Source organism: Haloarcula sp. H-GB4, from assembly GCF_030848575.1.
Lineage (GTDB): Archaea > Halobacteriota > Halobacteria > Halobacteriales > Haloarculaceae > Haloarcula.
In genome coordinates this window covers 38,097-56,394 of sequence record NZ_JAVDDX010000003.1, presented here as the reverse complement: position 1 = coordinate 56,394, position 18,298 = coordinate 38,097, and the positions used below count along the sequence as shown (strand labels likewise).

Genomic DNA, 18,298 nt, shown 5'->3' with positions numbered 1-18,298 from the left:
GCTAACTCAATCTTAGTTACGATAACTCGAGGCGAAACCGCCTTTCACGGCGGGAATAAAGCTGACAATTGGGATTCGTACCACGCCTGTTCGACAAGTATACGGGCGGAGTATGCCCGCGAGAACAGGTCGTTTCTGGACCCCCTGTCCCACCGTGGGACTCCTCGCGCTTCAGCGCGGAAGTACTTCGAGTAGGACGAAGCGACAAGTCGGTTCAGTGACTCGAGGGAGTCACTCCTTGTTCAATGGTGAGCCTGTCGTTCTGAATGTGGATGAAGATGGTCTGTTCAGGCTCATCAGAGACTGTAACGGCAGTGACTGACTCGTGCTGTCCGTCGAGAACGGCCTTAACCTTGTAACAGCCGTCCTGTAACAGGCTGACCGAGCACCCCGACTGGCCTGCCAGAAGATGATAGTGTGCTGTATGACACCATTCCTCGTCATCGTATATTTTCACCTGGATATCATGCTTGGTGTCAGTGGCATTTCTGATGTGGAGGTCTTCGCGTGCTAAACGCCACTCTTCACTGGTCGCCGAGAGGAGTGCAAGACTGCTGGAGGGCATATCGACATCGTATCTATGTAACAACTACAATATATATTTTAAGATGGATATACGATATACATGTATCCCGTGTCGTCAATCTCATCGCGGCAACTCGGATTTTACCAGCGGCTGTACCACGTCGGATTTTTATCTGTCCATCATCTTCATAATTATATGCAATTTTACGAGGATGTCGCAGTCGGCGACGTGCGCCAGTCGGATGGCTACACTGTGTCGAAATCCGAGATCGTCGAATTTGCCAAGAAATACGACCCACAACCGTTCCACACCGACGAGGAGGCAGCGAAGGACTCAGTCTTTGGCGGGCTAGTCGCCTCCGGGTGGCAGACCGCCGCGATCTGTATGCGTCTCAACGTCGAGACCAGCGAGGACATGGCAACACAGGCTGGCGTCGGCGTCGACAATCTCCGCTGGCACCAGCCACTCCAGCCCGGTGATACGCTACGATTACGAACCGAAATCATCGACAAACGTCCCTCTGACAGTGATCCGAGCCGGGGGTACCTCACCGCCCGCTACGAAGGTCTGAATCAGGACGACGAACTGGTTATTTCATACGAGGCGACAGCCATGATCCGCCGCGAAACCGACGAGTGACGACACACGCAAGCCGTCTGCATTCCTGTGTGTAACTCGTTGAACTGGCGGCGTTCGTTGGCAGCTACATATTGATATCTGCTTCAATAACATTTCTACAAAAACAACTCTCGGTATGGGCACCTGTCGATGAGTGTACCCTTTCACATCGATATGCTGGCTGTATGCGGAAGCTTAGATACAAATATGCGCCCCTGAGGTAGCAAAGGAGTATACCACATCCGAGTACCACTTATATGACATTCCTTCTCCACACCCAATGGCACTCAGCCGAATTCGGTCTATGTTCGGGTACGTGCCCGTATTCGCTACTGCCAGCCGAGTTCAACGGCCGAACCGGTGTCTCGACAGTGTTCGAGTTCGTGTTTTGCAGTCATGCCCGCGGTTTGGGCGGTGCGTGCCCGACCGACGCCGACCTTCAGGTCTACATCTACGGTATCTCGAACGTGGGTGATCGTATCCCGATATGCCGATGCGCCCATCTCCGAACAGACGGCAATGACGTTGTCGCCGCCAACAAAGAATGCCAGTGACTCATGCGCTTCCCGGAGATATCGCATCAGTTCCGCGTAGCCCTGCTCGATGCGAATGAAAGTATCGAACTCGTTGAGGCGGTCAGTGTACTTGCCTGTGGCGTCGTTGACATCGAAATGCGCAATCTGAACATCATCGTCACTCCGACTGGTAGCGGGGTCCCCCTGGAGGACTTCCCGGCGGGTACTGTCCTGAGCGCTTCCGGTATCCTGGAGGCGACGGGAGGCGGTACCTAGGGCTTGGACGGGCGAGGAACGGGCTTCGAGACTCATGCTTACCGTCACCGGATAGCGGTTGCCTAACGACTCCTGGATGCGGATATGATCGGACGCATCGAGGCCGTTTGTGACGGCGACCATGTTGTCGAACCTGCCGAAGAAGGCGTACCCGTCCATGTTGCCAACCAACTGCGAGACATCAGCGAACAGACGCGACTGTAACGTCTGGAGGTCAACCTCGCGGCGTGGTTCGGGCGTTGTTGTCCACGGGCCATAGTTGTCAATCTGAACCAGAGTTACCTGCGTATTTGTCACATAGGTATTCAGGAACTGACCTATGTTTGTGTTTGGAAATCAGTCAGTAGCACCGGTTTACGAGTCGATACACCCAAAGAAATCCAGCTGATGTGTGTAATACAGTAATTCGGCTGCAGCGACCTGTTCTCGCCGGCGTGCCAGCCAGGTCTCAAGGTCCTCGAAGTCGTTACCTGTCACCTCATCGACTGCATCTCCGATTGTATCGAGAATGTAGCGGAGAAAGTAGGCTTCGTCTGCCGGGTAACTTCCGTCTATAGGCCGGACGATCCAGTCTGATCCGGCCACCGCCGAGAGCGTCGTGCCGTCGAGGCGCTGGAGTCGGGCAAGCACGGTGCCGCCGGCGCGGCTGTCTCCGCCCTGTTTTGCGTCCATGTGGTCGTGATAGTGACCCTCGATCGCTCGGTCGGCCGGATGGCTGGGCTGGAAACGCGTCGCGCCGTCGAACGTGATCGGGAAGTAGTACAGACCACCGGGTGCAAGCGGTTCGAGTAGCGTCGCCAGCTCTTCACGGTCGAGAATGTCGAGCAGGGCGGCCCCGATGAGGAGGTCGTACTCCCCGTCGGCGGCTTCGGCGTATGCAACCGCTTCGGCCTGGACCGTCTCAATCCGAATCCGTCGGTTTTCGCCTTCCAGGACGGGTGGACTGTCTCCCACTGATATCTGCCGGTCGGCGGTCCAGTCACGGAGATAGTCGGGCAGGTGGGCCAGGTTCTCTGACTGAATATCGACCGCTGTGTAGCGGATATCGCCCGCAGGAAGCACGTCCCACTCGACGAAGCGAGCGAGCATCGTGCCGATGCCAGCCCCGATTTCGAGGACACGTAGTGGTCCGTCAGTGTCGGCTGCCCGGGCCGCCAACTGCTCGCGGAGGGTTTCGATCAGCCGGCGGTCCACCGCGCGGTCGTCGATAGTCTGCTTGGCCCGCAGATACCGCTGGAAGGACCCCGTCACGCCGGCACCTCCGCGGGCTGTACGATGTCGGACAGCAGGCCGCGGACACGCGCTACCGTCGCCTCCCAGTCTGGATGCGCCTCATAGCTCTGTCTTGCGGCCCACCCCATTTCGGCCAGTCGGTCCCGGTCGGTAGCGAACCGCTCCAGTTCGCGGGCGACAGCTGCCGAATCGTCGGGGTCGACGAGTGCCCCCGTTTTGTCATCAGTTATGATGTCGGCTGCTCCGCCCGCCCGGGTGGCGAGCGCCGGTAGTCCGAAGCTCATCCCCTCCAGGTAGACGATGCCAAATCCCTCGTATCGGGACGGCACTGCGAGAACGTGGCTCGACCGGAGCGTGCTCGCCAGTTCGGAATCCAGAAGCCGCCCCGTGAACTGTACGCGGTCATCCAGACCGTGTTCTCGGACGCGGTTCCGGACCGCAGTAACATGGGCCGCGTCGGCAGGGCGACCAACGACGGTCAGTTCGATGTCGGCATCTGCCTTGGCTACACCGTCGACGAGCGTATCCAGTCCCTTTCGAGGCGTGACGTTCCCGACGAAAACGACTCGTAGCGGCTCGGTGGTGGCCCGTTGCTCGACTGTTGACCGGTCGATTTCGGGGGCGAACCGGTCCCCGGTCGGCGGCGCAACGACGGTGTTGTTGGGGTTGACGCCCAAGTCGGTCACGACGCCTCGGGTCGTAGTACTGTTACAGACGACGCCCCGAACAGTCCCGAGATAGCGTCGCTCGACTGCTCGGTACAGCGGCGCGAGTCGGCGCGGCTCGCTCGCCCGTAGGTGATGGACGATGCTGACGATCGGGTATGAGAGGGCACGGTTCGTGCGGACGAGCGACGGATGGGCGAGTTCGTCTTGCAACATAACGTCGACGTCGACGTCCAGTCGCCGGCGGAGCTTGCGCGACCCGTTGTCGAGGAGTCCTCTGTGGTAGTCACGCCAGGGGAGCTGGATACACTCGACGGTGTTTCCGGCGTCACGAAGTCCCTCGACGAGTTTTCTATCGTACCGAAACCCGCCCGACTGCTCGTCGAGGCTCCCGTACAGCGTCAGTCCGACCCTCATACGGCGGCGTCGTAACTTGCAGCAGCCTCGTCGTCCTCCCAGATGGTGACTGACAGTTCGGTGACTGTCTCGTCGGTGACATGCTCCATGACACGTTCGAAGATGACCCGGGCGAACCGTTCGACGCTGGGGTTGTACCCCTTGAACTCCGGGAGTTCGTTGAGCATCGTGTCCCGGTACCGGCCGGCGAGTGACGACAGGGCTGTGTCGGCATCGTCGATGTCAACGATGTAATCGAACTCGTTGAGTTCGGGGCCCCGGAAACACAGCTCAACTCTGTAGTGGTGTGAGTGTGGGTCACCTTCGAGGCCCGGGTTTGGGACAGTGAGGTAGTGCTGTGCCACGAACTCGGTCCGCACTGTCGTCGCGTACATGCCTGCACAAACGGTCGGGGCAAACCTAAATTTCGGGTGTCAGCTGTACGTCAACACGACCTGGACTGCGTCATCTGGCCGGTTCTCTAGGAGTTGATACGCGTCGGCCGCACGTTCGATGTCGATTTCGTGTGTCAGCAGCGCTGAGAGGTCGGTGTCACTCAACCACGACCGAACAACGTCCAGTCGGCGGTCCTTGTCCCAGCGGTCCGCGTGGTCCGGGTCGATTCGGCTCACCTGACTGCTGCGAAAGCGGATGTGGCTCCGATGGAAGTGGTGCCCGAGGTCGAGTGAGACGTCCTTCGAGCCGTACCACGACCCGACGATGACTTGGCCTGCATAGCCAGTGGCGTCGACCGCCCTGTCGAGTGCGGTGGGGTTCCCCGAGAGTTCGAAGGTGATGTCGGCGTCGGCGTCACTGAGATTCCCCGGGGAGACCGACCGGTTTGCACCGAGCGCTTCCGAGAGTCGACGGCGGCCAGCACAGGGGTCGACTGTTACGAGCGACGACAGCGGAAACTCGGCTAGGAGTCCGGTCGTCAGTAGCCCGACCGGGCCCTGGCCGAAGACGACCACCCGAGCGCCGATACGCGGCCGGGCGTCCATCACGAAGTTGACCGCCGCCTCGACGTTCGGGATGAATACTGCCTGTTCCGGTGGTAATGTCGTGGGGATGAGCGACGACGGCTCGGCGAGAAAGTGGCTTTCGTGTGGGTTGAACGCGAACACACGCCGGTCCAGCCAGCCGTCGTCAACCGTCTCCCCGACGGCGGTGACACAGCCGACCGCAGCGTAGCCGTACTGCAGGGGATACGAGAATGTGCCGTCGAGGGCGTCGATCGTCTCGTCAGTCGTAAGCTCCGAATCGACCTCACCGCGGTACACCAACAGCTCCGTTCCGGGACTGATGCCCGACAATTCTGTCCGGACACGGACCTCTGTGGGACCAGGGTCGGGCACCGTCTCTTCGTCGACCCTGACTGATTCCGAGCCAGTAAAGTACAGCGCTTTGGCGGGCATTATACTGGCTCCTGGCGGCGTGAGTGTGAACCGGTGCCGATGGTTCGGTGCGACCCAGCTCGAACGCGGCGACGGCTCCGGGGATGCACGTCTTCAATCCAGGCTTTCTCGGACTAAAAGGTATCTCAGCAAGAATTATAAGTATCCAAGCGAGTCGAGTCGGTCCCTGTCACTCGCAGCACCGTAGACACGCGAAACCGGGAGTGGCTCGGGTGGCGTCAGTTCGGGCTCGCGCTGGCCGTGATTGACGCCGCTCGTCTCAGCCCACGGCACGGCCAGTAGCGCCGGGACTGGCGTGTGCATCGGATGGCCGTACAGCCCCCACTCCCCGAAGAGATTACCGTGGTCTGCGGTGACGGCGATTCGGCCGTCGACGTTTTTGACGAGTGCTTCGACTTCCCGAAGGACGTACCGCAGGTTTGCTTCGTAGGCGTTCCAGACGCACTCCGGCGAGACTTCGCCGCGGCGGAGCGCAACCCACGGATTCGCCGTGTTACTGTGGCTTCCATTGCGGGCCAGCCCGCCGTCACTATCCAGCGGGTCGGGAATAAACGGGTGATGTGGCTGCATGTAATGGACGACCAACCGTTTGGGGTCCAGACACCGGGTTTGCGCGATGGCCCGGTCTGTGATAGCCGCGGCCGGGACGGTGTTCAAATCCTCGTCCCACGCGTACTTCCAGACTTCGTCCAGCGCGGCGAAGGCATCGGCATCGAGATACCGGTCTGTCCACGTGTTGCCGGTGACCATGACGGTGTGGGCTGTTTCCGGATGACCGAGGAACGTGTTTTCGAGCCACTCCGAGGACGAACTCCCGATCGAGCGGACCGTCGAGACGGAATCGAACAACTCGATATCGGGGGCAACCGTCCGTAGCAGATCCGCTCGACAGGCGTCGAGGACGACGAGTACGTCCCACTCGCGCTCGTAGACGTTCGTTCCGTACGGAATCCGCCGGCCCAGCGCCTGCAACGCGCGCAAGTACGCCGTCCCCAGCCGGCTCATCCCCGGTTCTGTCACGTCTGGCATTCGGCGGCGGCGAATAAAACCCCACTGTCGATATGATATATATGTGAGGACGCCTCTATCGGAGTGTGCACTGTCTGTTCGTCGGTGCGGGCAGTATCGCGGCGGAGTACGCGGCAGAGCTGGCAGATGGCCCGCTCTCGCTGGCGGGCGTCTGTGACCTCGAAGCGGACCGGGCGAAGGCACTCGCCGCGGAACACGATTGCCCGGCGTTTACCGACCTCGACACCGCGCTCACCGCCGTCGACGCTCCGCTGGTGGTGAACCTGACGAACCACGCTGCCCACGCATCGGTGACTCGAACGGTACTCGAAGCAGGGCGACACGTGTACTCGCAGAAGCCGTTGGCACTGGAAGAGGCGGCCGCCGCCGATTTGCTTGCGCTGGCCCGGGACCGGAATCTGGCGCTTGGTTGTGCCCCGGGCACGCCCCAGGGGCCGTCACAGCGTCGTGCTGGACGACTGCTCGCCGACGGTCGTATGGGTCCCGTCCAGCTAGGATACGCCCACGCTCACGTCGGCCGCGTGACCGATTGGCACGACCGGCCCGATTCGTTTCTCTCTATTGGGCCGCTCTACGACGGCGGTGTCTATCCGCTCGCGCTGCTGATCTCGTGGTTTGGCCCCGTCAAATCCGTCCAGTCCGCTACTGCACTCGATAGCTGGCCCGAGCGGGAGGCAAAACGGCCGTCCGTCCCGAGCCACATTGAGGCGACGCTCGCGTTTGACGGCGGTCTGACCGTGCGGCTAACCGCGAGTTTCTACGCGCCACACCGGAGTCGCGAGTTCTACGGGCTCGAACTCCACGGCGACGACGGCTCGCTGTATCTCCGCGGGACCGGCGCAATGGCCGACAGCCCCTCAGCCGTTCAGTATGGTCGCGTCGGCCGCGAATACATCGACGCGCCCGCCCAGCACCCCACACAACCGTATCGCTATCTCGACCCGGTGGAGTCGCTTGCGGCCAGTGTCAATCGTGGTTCTCCGTCGCGGAAGACGGGCCGCCGTGGCGCCCACGTTGTCGCGGTCTGTAACGCGATTGAGACGACTGCGGAGACGAGTGGGCCGGAGTCCGTGTCCGACTACGGCGTGGCGGCCGCCCCTCAGCCAGCACCGACAGTCACCCCGAACAGTAGCCAAGAGCAAGCGATTCGGCTCCCGGCCGTCGGGTTTGGCTGTTCCCGCTACCGCAACGGAACGTACGTCGACCGCGCGGACTCCATTGCGGCGGCCCTCGATGCCGGCTACCGACTGCTCGACAGCGCCGAACTGTACGGTAATGAACACCGTATCGGCCGTATCCTTGCCGCTCCGGGCGCGCCCGACCGGCATCAGGTGTTCCTGCTCGGGAAAGTCTGGCGCACGAACCATCGTCAGGAGCACATGCTTACGGCCTGTCGGGGCAGTCTCGACGAGTTAGGCATCGACGCGTTCGACTGCTACGCATTACACTGGCCAGAGGCGTGGGCTCACAGCGGGCGCTTAGATCGACTGGCCGAGAAACCAATCGAGCGCCAGGAGGCATTGACCTTCCCCGAGGACGACGCGGGCGACATCGAGACCGACTCGGTCTCGCTCCAGCGAGCCTGGGCGAATCTGGAAACCCTCCACAAGCGGGGCTGGGCGCGCACGCTCGGGCTCTGTAACGTCTCGCAGCCCCAACTGGAGACGGTCATCGAGAGCGGGACTGTCAGGCCGGCACTCGTCCAGGTTGAGCGCCATCCGTACCAGCCACGGACTGACCTCGTCGAGTACTGTCACGAGCGAGGCATTAGGGTCGTCGCACACTCGCCGCTGTCGGCTCCCGGATTGCTTGACGAACCAGTTCTGGTGGATATCGCGGAGGCGTTTGGCTTATCACCAGCCGGAGCGGTGCTGGCGTGGAACGTCACACAGGGCGTCGTTCCAATTCCGTCCAGTACGACACCATCTCATATCGTCGAGAACATAGACGCCGCTGGACAGCGACTCGACGCCGAGGCCTGTACCAGAATCACCGGGCTTCAACGGCCGGATTTCGAGCGGTGAGCGACACATTTGGGAGTGTTGTTATATGACTGAAAGTCGAATCAAACCCATGGCCGCGACGGAGACACAGGGACCTTCACTTGATGTAGCTTCGCTAGACAGCCGACACTGGATCGGTGTCGTCGCGGCACTGGTCACGGCCGCGATACACCTCCTGCTCGGTGTCAGGCTAGCCCCATCTGGTATAGGTATCAGCTTTATCCTCGCGGGGCTGGGGTTTCTCGGCGCTATTGTGCTGGTTATCCTGGGTATTCGACGCCGACTCGTCTACGCCGTCGGTGTCCCGTTCACGCTCGTCCAGATACTGTTGTGGTACTACGTCAACTTCGCCACCGGGCCAAAATCGTTCCCGGCTGATGTTGGAACACTGGGGGCAGTCGACAAGGTCGCACAGCTTGTCCTGCTGACGGTCCTCGTTGCGCTGCTGCGATGAGCTGTGCTACTGTAGCGGCGGATGAATGGCGGCCGGGAGGTGTCGATGGCCGAGAAACACGGTGACGGCGGGGTCCCTGTCGAACTTTCGGTTGTCGGCGGGTTCATTATCGCTGCCATTGTCGGCGTGCTGTTTCCCGCAGACGCGATGACCCATTGGATGTTCCACCCGGCGGTCGTCGCAGGCTGTTGCTGGGCCGGACAGCTCTGGTACGTCGGCCGAAAGCTCAGTGTCACGCCGGCCGCCGGTAACCCTTGGCGCTACACCTTCGGGATCGCGAACACGGTGACGCTACTTCGCGGTGGGCTTTATGCTGTCGTCGCTGGCTTTCTCGTGGTGCCGGCGACGACCGATCTCGTCTGGGTTCCGGCGGCCTGCTACGGTGCTGGCGTCGTGCTGGATAAGCTTGATGGCACCGTTGCCCGAACCGTCGGTAAGCAAACCCAATTGGGCACGCGGTTGGACATAGCTTTCGACACTTTCGGGTTCGTGGTCGCACCGCTTGTCGCAGTCCTTTGGGGTCAGCTTCCCGCCTTGTACCTCTCACTGTCGGCTGCTCGTTACGTCTACGTCGGCGGTATTCGCTGGCGGCGATACCAAAACCGGCCCGTCTTTGAGCGGCCTGACAGTGACCTCGGGAAGTATCTCGCCGGCGTCCAGATGGTGTTCATTACTGCCGCACTCGTCCCTACGGCGCCGACAGAACTGGTCTTCAAGCTCACACCGGTCGTCATCGCCCCGTCGCTCGCGGTGTTCCTCCGAGACTTCCTCGTCGCCAGCGGTCGCCTTCCCCGCGAGTGGTTCGACCGGCAGCGTTGATACGTCTCTGTCCCTACCCTTCTGTATGCTCTTCCCAACACACTTGCTCGTGGCCGCGCTTCTGGGACGGGTGTCGCGGTTGTCGCCGCTGTGGCTTGTGGTCGGGACCGCAGTGCCGGACGTAGTGGACAAGCCGCTAGCAACGGTCGGTGTCACCTCTCTCTATCATTCAATCGGTCACTCTGCGCTACTCGTCATCGTGGTGCTCCCGCTGGCTCTCTCAGGCCGGACCGGCTTGTCGGTGGCAGCTGGCTGGGTATTACATCTCCTCCTCGACACTGTCCACGTCGTTCTCAACGGCCGCGCCGGCGACGCAGTCTTTCTGTTTTGGCCTGTTGTCATTCCGGCGGACCCACTGTCGCTCTCACCAAGGCCGTTCTTCGTGTACTACCTCTGGAGTCCGTCGTTCTTCCTCGAAGTCGCGCTCTGGTTCACTACCGCGGGCCTAGCCGTCAGACACGTTACACGAGGAGGCCGTGTTAGCTTGTGGGACTTGGTCGATTGAACGCCCCTGTTGCTTTGGTAACTACAACACGGAGTTACAGCCCCTGAAACGCTGCTGCACTGATAGGGTCGACACTATCGGACTGGGTCAGCATCTGCCAACACAACAAAGCAACTGAGAGTTGCTGTGCCGTCGGCATCCCGTCTCACCGCAGTTACCGTCCAACACGGCTGACCGCACGCCTACGCATTCGGTTAGGTCGCACTACGTTCGGCCTTGACCTGCTCGACGTACGCTTCGACGACGTTTTGAATGATCACTTTCCCGGCCTCGGTGGTTGCCGCTGTCGGGTCACCGAGGACACCGTTTTCTGTGATTGATTTGAACCCTTCGCTTAGCAACCGTGCCGGCGAAATATCACCTTCGGGCCCGGGTTCGATAGCCTCCGTCCTGATGAGTCCCTCATCGATAGCTAGTACAATCGCTGTTTCGGCGGCCCCGGCGTGAATAACATCCTGCTCGTACTCGATACCGGCCTTGCTGAGTCCCTCATTCAGCAACTGCATGTGGTCATCGAGGTCAGCGAGCGGAATTACTGCGGCTTCGAGGTCACGTGCGATGTCTGGTGCCACGGTTTTGACCGGCCCGAAGTTCCCACCGTGGGTCGGGACAAGCACGATGTGTTCGAAGCCGTGGGTATCGAGTGACCTGCAGTACGATCGGATGACATCCATCAATGTCTCGGGTGGAACGGTTATTGTTCCAGGGAACTCCATGTGATGTCCCGAGCATCCGGGGCGGATTGTGGGAGCGGCAAGAGCATCGCCCATCTCGACCGCCATTCGGCGCGAGAGTTCATCCCCATCTAGCGTATCCATATTCAGCGGCAGGTGTGGGCCGTGTTGTTCGATCGAACCGACAGCTACGATCACTGTCCGTGTTCCGTTTTCGAGTGCAGACTCAATTTCTGGCCATGCCAGTTCCTCAAGACACACTGACCTGCGAGAAGACATTGCTGTCAGTTATCTGTCTTGACCCAAATACCTGCCGAACCCTGCATACGATTACCCATTAGCGGGTACGGGTCCACCGTTAGATTGCCCTTTGTACTGATTTTCGTCCTGTCGGGCCAGTAACCCGATGTTAGCTTTCTACACAGTCAGTGCAGCGGCCAGCGCCGGGTAGCGAGGGCCCGCCACATTCTGTGCACGCGTCAAGGCCTGCGCTGGGCTTCTCCCGTGGGACAGGTATTGTATCCAGTGCTTTTCGCAACCGCTTTTTCATGTAGCGTAGTATTGTAGTCAAGTATTTTAATATTTGGGGAGAACATCCGATTGATGGTGTACTTAAGTGGGAAAAATAGCCACAGTATTGGATGAATGTGCCGCAATACCGTCTTGTATATGAGAAATTAACCAAAATATGTCTAGTCTGGCGACGCTACATTTTGTACCCGTGCCGATGGACGAATCATGTGGGCTCAGACTGTCTTGCCAGCTTTCGTGGCCGTCCCAATGTCCGAGAATATGAATTTGGTTTCTTCAGGTCTCGTTTCTACGTCGCCCTCCCAGCCATGCCCAGAAACGACTCGCTCTACGATTAGGAGGCCGAGGCCGACTCGATTTTGGCCGAACGAGCCACCAAACACCGACTTTGCTATCGGCTCCGGTAGTTCAGGCCCGTCATTACTGACTTCAAATCCGGTCTCTGTGCCCCGGACCGTGACTGTCACATCCTCGCCACAGTGCTCTTTGACATTACGGAACAGGTTCTCGAATAATTGCTGGAGACGCGACCTGTCAGCCATAATCGTGCGACTATCAGAGATGGTCAATGTGGCGCTCGGCGGCGAAACGATATCCCATGCGTCACGTGCAATCGTTGCGATATCGACCGGTTCTCGCTCTCCAACATCCGCGCCGTTGCGGGCCAGCGAGAGTGTATTTGTGATGAGTGTCTCAATCCGGTCTAGGGAGTCAAGCACTGTCTGTAAGTGCGTCGCAACTGCGTCCGGCGCGGATTCCAAGGCATATTCTGTGTATCCGATTGCAGCCGTCAGTGGGTTCCGAATATCGTGTGCAAGCACCCCAGCGAACTCGTTGAGTCGCTCATTTTGCGCTTCGACGGTCTGGTAGTGTTTGTGCCGCTCTATTTCGTAGCTAATCCACTGCGTTAATAGCTCGACGAACTGTTGTTCCTGGTCTTCAAACTCGCCCTTTCGAGGGCTGTCGTCAGAGTAACAAAGCGTTCCATATGTTTCACCGTCGACCAGTATTGGTGCACCGATATAACACTGCAACCCGGTAGCCTCTGCGGCGATGTCATCAGCATATTCCGAGGCGTCCGCATCAGATACAATGAGCATTTCGTGGTCCTTGACAACGTGCCGACACCACGTTTCGTCAAGATTGTGGACTGTCCCGACTGCGTAGTCGCCCGTCTCAACAGTTGACCCAACGACATTATACTCGCCTTCAGCTGTGTATGAGAGCACTCCGTAGGCCAGCCCCAGTCGATCACGTCCGATTGTTATCGCCTGCTCGATTTTTTCATCTAATGCCAATGAGCGATCTGCGCCGAGTTCATACAGGTCTCGAAAGTAATCGTCAGCATCGGCTGCCATAGCCATTTGGTTACATTCAGTTCTCAGCTATCTTCACGGTTTTCAACGCTGAACCCGCCCCGTTCCATGACGCCCCAGCTATCTACTCCGCGGAAATACTCAATGAGGCCCTGCCAGGCCACGATAGTCTTCCACTGTCGGTAACCGAAGTTCTCCAGCACGCCGTACCACAGTAATCGTCCTATCTGCCGTGGGTCTTCATATCGGTTGAAACTCCAGACTTCGCTGAACACGCCGAACCATGACAGGAAGATACCAAACCCAGTCGTAAGCAAAAAGAAAACAATGACAAATTCGATGCTCAACACCCCAAAGTACCACGCAAGCGGGAGAATAATGTAGCCTAGCCCCTCGATAAGTGGACCAAACACCTCCGCTGCGACAAAGAACGGAAGAATGACTGTTCCGACGCGGCCGTACGATGGGTTGAATAGCATTCCTCGATTCGTGACAACCGTCTCAACCATTCCACGGAACCAGCGACGGCGCTGGCGGCCGAGCATGCGTCTATTGCTTGGAACTTCCGTCCAGGCGACTGGCTCGGGCACAAAATCGACAGTGTATTCCCGTCCTTCGTCGGTCAGATACCGGTGGAGGCGAACGATGATGTCGAAGTCTTCTGTAATCGTGTCATGGCGATAGCCACCAATCTCGCGGACAACGTCGGTTCGAAAGAGACCGAACGCACCCGAGATGAGAATTAATCCTTTGAGCCGATTGAGTCCGAGTCGACCGGAGTAGAACGCACGGAGATACTCCATTACCTGTAGTCCTGGGAGCCCAGTCTTCGGAAGCTTCACCTCTTTGACGAGGCCATCCTTGACAATACATTCGTTTGCTACTCTGATGACGCCGCCTGTCGCCACTGTCGTCCCCGGCCGCTTGAGAAACGGTTTGACGATCTGCAATAATGCATCTCTGTCGATAATCGTATCCGAATCGACCGCACAGAACAGCGCCATCTCTGTCAGCCAGATACCGGCATTGAGTGCGTCACTCTTGCCCCCGTTTGCCTTGTCAACAACCAACAGCTCCTCGTATCGGGTTGACCGGTATGTCCCGTGTATCTCTTCGCTAGGCACTTCGAATGGCACGGCTGCCTCGATTTCCTCGAGTTCAAACCGTTCGATCAATCTCTCAAGCGTCTCATCAGTTGACCCATCGTTGACGACGACAACCTCGAGTTCTGGGTAGTTCAGCGACAGCATCGACTGGACACTCTCTTCAATCGTCGCTGCCTCGTTGTAGGCTGGAACGACAAGCGCAATCCCTGGATAAAACGGGCTGGCAAACCGCCTGAACGGCTCATCCCAGTTTGCTTCACGCACGTCGTCGCGCAACTCGAACAGAGCCAGAATATGGAGACAGAGATAATAGCCGTTTACTACGAGATAGTAGGCAAGAATGAACAGCCCAATTGCGCCAAACACTGTGACGGCCAGATGAGTCGTTGAATGCATTAGTTATCCCTGGGTGGCCCGGGTGTGGCCCCGGGCGACACTATCGTATGATACGTGTTCACTGCTCCATTCCCAGGCAGCGCCGAGAATAGCTGGTCCACTACGACCGATCTGATCCTGTCGTCGCACCAGTGCGTTCGTTCCACGGACTAACGCCCGTGGATCCTCTTCGGAAACAAGCGCATAGAGAAGGATTGTCACTGCCTCTTGATCGCCCCATGAACCCAGCATCTCGTAGACAGCACCCCGAACACGCGGCGAGGAATCAGCCGTGGCCCGGGCCAGAAACCGTGAATCTCGAAGCTCCGGTCGCCAGCCGAAACTGCCAAGCGCACTTGCTGCGGCCGCTCGTACACCCTCGTCATCAGCCTCCAAATTGGATGTCAACCAAGATATATCTGCTGTGCGAATGCCGGTTCCGAGTTGTCCGTGAACGAGTAACACTTGCGCCAACAGTGCATCTGACCACGCCTCGTACCGGTTTGCTGCAAGTGCAAACATCGTATCGGGGGCCTCCCGTGCAAGCCGATACAGCGTATCTTGACCAAAGACACTGAACTCCGTTGTCGCCCCATCTAGCAGTAACTCGACGCCCTCTGCGGGGGAATCCAACTGTCCGGTCTGAAAGAGCAGACGCGCTACGGCCGCTCGCTCGGCCTGTGTCGTTGGCTCGTAAGATGCCGCATGATACGGATCTGGATCATCTAGTCTGATGAGCCACGTTAATGCCTGTAATCGAACGAACGTATGACCACGTTCTAAATCAGACCGGGCGTCATCTGGGATGCCCAACGCGGCACCGAGCTGCTTGAGCGAGTCGGCTTCGCTCCCGTCAAGCTCACGAAGATACTCTGCTAGAAGTTCCATCGCGACGCTCCGTTCTGTCTTCGAAAGAGTAGGGACCCATTCGTCCCACTTTGATTCTGGTGCAAAGGCTCTGCTGAGTAGCTCGTCTTGTACGTCCGAGCGCACACGACTCCGCTGTGTGGCCTTGAGATACCGGTAGCTCGACAGCCCCATTGTGAGTGCAAGCGAGACTATGAGTCCGATTCCAACGAGGAGTCCTATAACAGCGAGGATGACACTGATGGGTACGGAATACTCACCTACCGCCACAGCACCCTGCATCACCGGCACTCCTGTTCACGCCGTCGCATATCTTCGAACCCGAGCTAGTAGCTCTTGTGCACGAAACGGCTTGGTGACATAATCATCCGCGCCGGAGTCAAACCCCTCTAGTACGTGCTCTTCCTGTCCACGAGATGTGAGCATGACAATGGGTAAGTCCGAACGCACTGCCAACTCACCGCCCCGGATCATCCGTAGTAGTCGGGTCCCGTCGAGACGCGGCATCATCACATCACAAATAACCAGTGCTGGTTCATACCCCGTATCAAGCAGATCGGCCGCGGCCTGTCCGTCCTCACAGACGCGGACAGCGTATCCCGCACTCTCCAATCGGTGGGTGAGCAACTGCCGAAGTGTTTCATCGTCATCAACTACGAGTATTTCATCACCCATTTGTTGTCGTCGCTAATATATGCAGGGTCAAAAGTCCGTCTAATAATATATCAGTGGCTAGTAATTACTATCCATTAGAGAGCAATAGAGTAATCAGATACAGAACCATATGCTATCTATGGAACGTCGCCGCTTTCTCGCGTCTGTCGGTGTGACTGGGGCTGCTGGTGTTGCGGGGTGTTTAAGCGAGAACGGTAATCAACCGATGTTTCAGGTCCGTCGGAAAGGGTTTGAGCGACTCACTGACGACGGGTATGAACCGCTGACCGTTCGTGGCCTGAACATTGGTATGGCAAAGCCCGGCTATTTCCCAGGGTCGGCAGCCATTACACGGGACGAATACGACCGCTGGATAGCGGATATCGGCGCTATCGCCAATGTGATACGAACCTATACGATTCATCCTCCCGAGTTCTATCACGCCCTTGTAGCGTACAACGCGGATGCAACCGATCCGTTGTACCTCTTGCAGGGAACGTGGGTACCACACGAGCCACTAGTCACCGCAGGCGATGCAACCAGCATCGCAGACACAGTCGATCAGGAGCTACAGCGTACCGTGGACGTTGTCCACGGTGACACGACTCTTCCGGACCGACCCGGGCATGCTGGTGGTATCTACGATGCTGATGTTCACGAGTGGCTTCTGGGGTATTTATTCGGTATCGAGTGGCCACCATCCGTGGTCGAGGCAACGAACCAAGCCAACGACGCTGGGACGTACAGCGGGTCGTACGTACAAAGTGATGGGAGTGCCTTCGAGCGGTGGCTTGCGGAGCGGTTAGACGGTACTGTCGCTCACGAAACAACCAACCATGACTGGCAAGCCCCTGTCGGGTTCGTCAACTGGGTGACGACTGATCCGCTGGAGCATCCGTATGAGCCATTTGTCGACGAAGATTCAGTCACGATTGACCCGGATACTGTTACCACAACTGATGCGTTCGATCCGGGCACGTTTGCGGCCTACCACGTCTACCCGTACTATCCCGACCTGCTCAATGAAACACCGGACTACGTCGACTTTATTGACCACCGTGGTGAGCCCAATAGCTACGCCGGCTACCTCAATGACCTGGTCAGTGTGACAACCCATCCACTCCTCATTGCTGAGTTCGGAGTGCCAAGTTCACGGGGTATCGCGCACCGTGACGTACATGGGCGTCATCAGGGCCAACATACTGAGCAGTCCCAGGGCGAGATCGTCGCGGCGATGTACGAGGACATCGTCAAAGCAGGCACCGCAGGCGGCGTTGCATTCGCATGGCAAGACGAGTGGTTCAAGCGGACGTGGAATCTTGATGCCCGCTCGGTCCCCGGCCGTCGTCCGTACTGGTCAAACATTGAGACTCCCGAACAGCGATTCGGATTGTTGGCGTTTGAGCCGGAGAATTCTGTTTCCCTGTCCGGCAACAGCTCAGACTGGAACGACGCCACTGTCATCAAGCCACAAACAGCAGCCAATGTTCCAGCCGATCAACAACTCGAGGAGCTTCGCATCTCACACAGTCTAGAAGGATTAGAGATGCGAGTAACGCTCGGTGACGTAGCCGACCCGATGGACTGGAGTCAGGTGAACATCATCCTGACAGTTGGACTACGTGGGCAAGAGACGCCTCTCCCACTCAATACGGGTGCGACAGCCGCTGCTGACTTTGTCGTTCACCTGCGTGGACCAGCGACATCCCGTCTGCTGGTCCAGTCGTCGTTCGACGCGTTCGCCCGCGAATCCGGTTCTCAGGCGGGCTTACCAGTGCAGGAATATCGCGACGGAACGGCGGGATTCGTTCCGGTACGCGAGCCTATCAATCGTGGATACACTGTCCCAGCGACCGGCGATGTGGTTCCGTTTGAGGCCGTCGAAACGGGACAGCTCACCTACGCGAACGGGGACCCGTCATCGCCAGATTACAGTTCCCTCACCGATGTCCACGTCAGTCCGGCAGACCGAACAGTCGAGATGCGACTGCCCTGGGTTCTACTCAACGTTGCTGATCCGTCAACCAAACAGCGAATCGCATCAGACTGGTCCGACGGTCTTGAAACAACGTCTTTCGAGACAGTAACAGTTGGCGCTGCAACGTATCGTCCGACCACAGATGGACGTCAGGCGCAGACTCTCGATGGCACAACAAATCTCATAGACGCTCTCCCCGGACGCAACGGTACGACAGTGGACACAGCCACGTACAGCTGGGAACAGTGGAACCAGCCATCATATACCGAGCGATTAAAACAATCATATGACGTTTTGCAGAACCTGTGGAGTTAGCTTGCTGTGAAACCCCCGCGCTCGTGCC

At 58.5% G+C, this 18,298-nt stretch carries 18 protein-coding genes; 6 read left to right on the top strand and 12 right to left on the bottom strand.

The window, feature by feature from the left end; all coding sequences use genetic code 11:
* Positions 1 to 214: 214 nt before the first annotated feature.
* On the bottom strand, positions 215 to 565 hold the full coding sequence (locus RBH20_RS16505) for a hypothetical protein (RefSeq protein WP_306710637.1): 351 nt from the start codon (positions 563 to 565) through the stop codon (positions 215 to 217).
* Between the two features lie 156 nt (positions 566 to 721).
* On the opposite strand from RBH20_RS16505, the gene RBH20_RS16500 reads away from it, so the two are divergent.
* Positions 722 to 1,165 carry a MaoC family dehydratase gene (locus tag RBH20_RS16500; protein ID WP_306710635.1) on the top strand — a complete coding sequence of 148 codons (444 nt, stop codon included), beginning with the start codon at positions 722 to 724 and terminating at the stop codon, positions 1,163 to 1,165.
* Positions 1,166 to 1,473: 308 nt separating this feature from the next.
* Here RBH20_RS16500 and RBH20_RS16495 read toward each other — a convergent pair whose 3' ends face one another.
* From RBH20_RS16495 to RBH20_RS16470, 6 genes are all read right to left on the bottom strand, one after another.
* Positions 1,474 to 2,232, bottom strand: a complete 759-nt coding sequence (locus tag RBH20_RS16495; RefSeq protein WP_306710633.1) for a GTP cyclohydrolase III — start codon at positions 2,230 to 2,232, stop codon at positions 1,474 to 1,476.
* A gap of 57 nt (positions 2,233 to 2,289) precedes the next feature.
* Positions 2,290 to 3,186: a class I SAM-dependent methyltransferase gene (locus RBH20_RS16490; protein WP_306710631.1), complete on the bottom strand. Its 897-nt coding sequence runs from the start codon at positions 3,184 to 3,186 to the stop codon at positions 2,290 to 2,292.
* The gene (locus RBH20_RS16485) at positions 3,183 to 4,250 is read right to left on the bottom strand and encodes a glycosyltransferase family 4 protein (protein ID WP_306710627.1); all 1,068 of its coding nucleotides are present in this window, start codon (positions 4,248 to 4,250) and stop codon (positions 3,183 to 3,185) included. The genes RBH20_RS16490 and RBH20_RS16485 overlap by 4 nt, the downstream gene beginning before the upstream one ends.
* Entirely contained in the window at positions 4,247 to 4,624 is a 378-nt protein-coding gene (locus RBH20_RS16480; RefSeq protein WP_306710625.1) for a 6-carboxytetrahydropterin synthase, read from the bottom strand. The genes RBH20_RS16485 and RBH20_RS16480 overlap by 4 nt, the downstream gene beginning before the upstream one ends.
* Positions 4,625 to 4,663: 39 nt before the next feature.
* Positions 4,664 to 5,644 (bottom strand): oxidoreductase, encoded by a 981-nt coding sequence (locus RBH20_RS16475; RefSeq protein WP_306710622.1) that lies wholly within the window; start codon positions 5,642 to 5,644, stop codon positions 4,664 to 4,666.
* Positions 5,645 to 5,779: 135 nt separating this feature from the next.
* On the bottom strand, positions 5,780 to 6,649 hold the full coding sequence (locus RBH20_RS16470) for a hypothetical protein (protein WP_373567974.1): 870 nt from the start codon (positions 6,647 to 6,649) through the stop codon (positions 5,780 to 5,782).
* Between the two features lie 89 nt (positions 6,650 to 6,738).
* On the opposite strand from RBH20_RS16470, the gene RBH20_RS16465 reads away from it, so the two are divergent.
* The 4 genes from RBH20_RS16465 to RBH20_RS16450 are packed head-to-tail and all read left to right on the top strand — an operon-like array spanning position 6,739 to position 10,454.
* Positions 6,739 to 8,697: an aldo/keto reductase gene (locus RBH20_RS16465; RefSeq protein WP_306710617.1), complete on the top strand. Its 1,959-nt coding sequence runs from the start codon at positions 6,739 to 6,741 to the stop codon at positions 8,695 to 8,697.
* Positions 8,698 to 8,746: 49 nt separating this feature from the next.
* Positions 8,747 to 9,130, top strand: coding sequence for a hypothetical protein (locus tag RBH20_RS16460; RefSeq protein WP_306711216.1), 384 nt, complete (start codon positions 8,747 to 8,749; stop codon positions 9,128 to 9,130).
* A 45-nt stretch (positions 9,131 to 9,175) separates the two neighbouring features.
* Entirely contained in the window at positions 9,176 to 9,949 is a 774-nt protein-coding gene (locus tag RBH20_RS16455; RefSeq protein ID WP_306710614.1) for a CDP-alcohol phosphatidyltransferase family protein, read from the top strand.
* Between the two features lie 25 nt (positions 9,950 to 9,974).
* On the top strand, positions 9,975 to 10,454 hold the full coding sequence (locus RBH20_RS16450) for a metal-dependent hydrolase (RefSeq protein ID WP_306710613.1): 480 nt from the start codon (positions 9,975 to 9,977) through the stop codon (positions 10,452 to 10,454).
* A 194-nt stretch (positions 10,455 to 10,648) separates the two neighbouring features.
* Here RBH20_RS16450 and RBH20_RS16445 read toward each other — a convergent pair whose 3' ends face one another.
* The 5 genes from RBH20_RS16445 to RBH20_RS16425 all read right to left on the bottom strand — a co-directional run bounded on the left by RBH20_RS16445 (position 10,649) and on the right by RBH20_RS16425 (position 15,998).
* Positions 10,649 to 11,407 carry a creatininase family protein gene (locus RBH20_RS16445; protein WP_306710611.1) on the bottom strand — a complete coding sequence of 253 codons (759 nt, stop codon included), beginning with the start codon at positions 11,405 to 11,407 and terminating at the stop codon, positions 10,649 to 10,651.
* A gap of 467 nt (positions 11,408 to 11,874) precedes the next feature.
* Entirely contained in the window at positions 11,875 to 13,017 is a 1,143-nt protein-coding gene (locus RBH20_RS16440) for a GAF domain-containing sensor histidine kinase (RefSeq protein WP_306710609.1), read from the bottom strand.
* Between the two features lie 23 nt (positions 13,018 to 13,040).
* Entirely contained in the window at positions 13,041 to 14,477 is a 1,437-nt protein-coding gene (locus tag RBH20_RS16435; protein WP_306710607.1) for a glycosyltransferase family 2 protein, read from the bottom strand.
* A gap of 3 nt (positions 14,478 to 14,480) precedes the next feature.
* Positions 14,481 to 15,605, bottom strand: a complete 1,125-nt coding sequence (locus tag RBH20_RS16430; protein ID WP_306710605.1) for a HEAT repeat domain-containing protein — start codon at positions 15,603 to 15,605, stop codon at positions 14,481 to 14,483.
* A 15-nt stretch (positions 15,606 to 15,620) separates the two neighbouring features.
* Entirely contained in the window at positions 15,621 to 15,998 is a 378-nt protein-coding gene (locus RBH20_RS16425) for a response regulator transcription factor (protein ID WP_058991837.1), read from the bottom strand.
* A gap of 118 nt (positions 15,999 to 16,116) precedes the next feature.
* Between RBH20_RS16425 and RBH20_RS16420 the strand changes: the two genes are divergently transcribed.
* Positions 16,117 to 18,270 carry a hypothetical protein gene (locus RBH20_RS16420; RefSeq protein WP_306710601.1) on the top strand — a complete coding sequence of 718 codons (2,154 nt, stop codon included), beginning with the start codon at positions 16,117 to 16,119 and terminating at the stop codon, positions 18,268 to 18,270.
* Positions 18,271 to 18,298: the final 28 nt, after the last annotated feature.

Coding starts and splice junctions, on each gene's coding strand:
- RBH20_RS16430 (WP_306710605.1), bottom strand. CDS start 15,605: ATGCAGGGTGCTGTGGCGGTAGGTGAGTATTCCGTACCCATCAGTGTC.
- RBH20_RS16445 (WP_306710611.1), bottom strand. CDS start 11,407: ATGTCTTCTCGCAGGTCAGTGTGTCTTGAGGAACTGGCATGGCCAGAA.
- RBH20_RS16500 (WP_306710635.1), top strand. CDS start 722: ATGCAATTTTACGAGGATGTCGCAGTCGGCGACGTGCGCCAGTCGGAT.
- RBH20_RS16455 (WP_306710614.1), top strand. CDS start 9,176: ATGGCCGAGAAACACGGTGACGGCGGGGTCCCTGTCGAACTTTCGGTT.
- RBH20_RS16485 (WP_306710627.1), bottom strand. CDS start 4,250: ATGAGGGTCGGACTGACGCTGTACGGGAGCCTCGACGAGCAGTCGGGC.
- RBH20_RS16450 (WP_306710613.1), top strand. CDS start 9,975: ATGCTCTTCCCAACACACTTGCTCGTGGCCGCGCTTCTGGGACGGGTG.
- RBH20_RS16475 (WP_306710622.1), bottom strand. CDS start 5,644: ATGCCCGCCAAAGCGCTGTACTTTACTGGCTCGGAATCAGTCAGGGTC.
- RBH20_RS16460 (WP_306711216.1), top strand. CDS start 8,747: ATGGCCGCGACGGAGACACAGGGACCTTCACTTGATGTAGCTTCGCTA.
- RBH20_RS16440 (WP_306710609.1), bottom strand. CDS start 13,017: ATGGCAGCCGATGCTGACGATTACTTTCGAGACCTGTATGAACTCGGC.
- RBH20_RS16435 (WP_306710607.1), bottom strand. CDS start 14,477: ATGCATTCAACGACTCATCTGGCCGTCACAGTGTTTGGCGCAATTGGG.
- RBH20_RS16470 (WP_373567974.1), bottom strand. CDS start 6,649: ATGAGCCGGCTGGGGACGGCGTACTTGCGCGCGTTGCAGGCGCTGGGC.
- RBH20_RS16425 (WP_058991837.1), bottom strand. CDS start 15,998: ATGGGTGATGAAATACTCGTAGTTGATGACGATGAAACACTTCGGCAG.
- RBH20_RS16505 (WP_306710637.1), bottom strand. CDS start 565: ATGCCCTCCAGCAGTCTTGCACTCCTCTCGGCGACCAGTGAAGAGTGG.
- RBH20_RS16420 (WP_306710601.1), top strand. CDS start 16,117: ATGGAACGTCGCCGCTTTCTCGCGTCTGTCGGTGTGACTGGGGCTGCT.
- RBH20_RS16480 (WP_306710625.1), bottom strand. CDS start 4,624: ATGTACGCGACGACAGTGCGGACCGAGTTCGTGGCACAGCACTACCTC.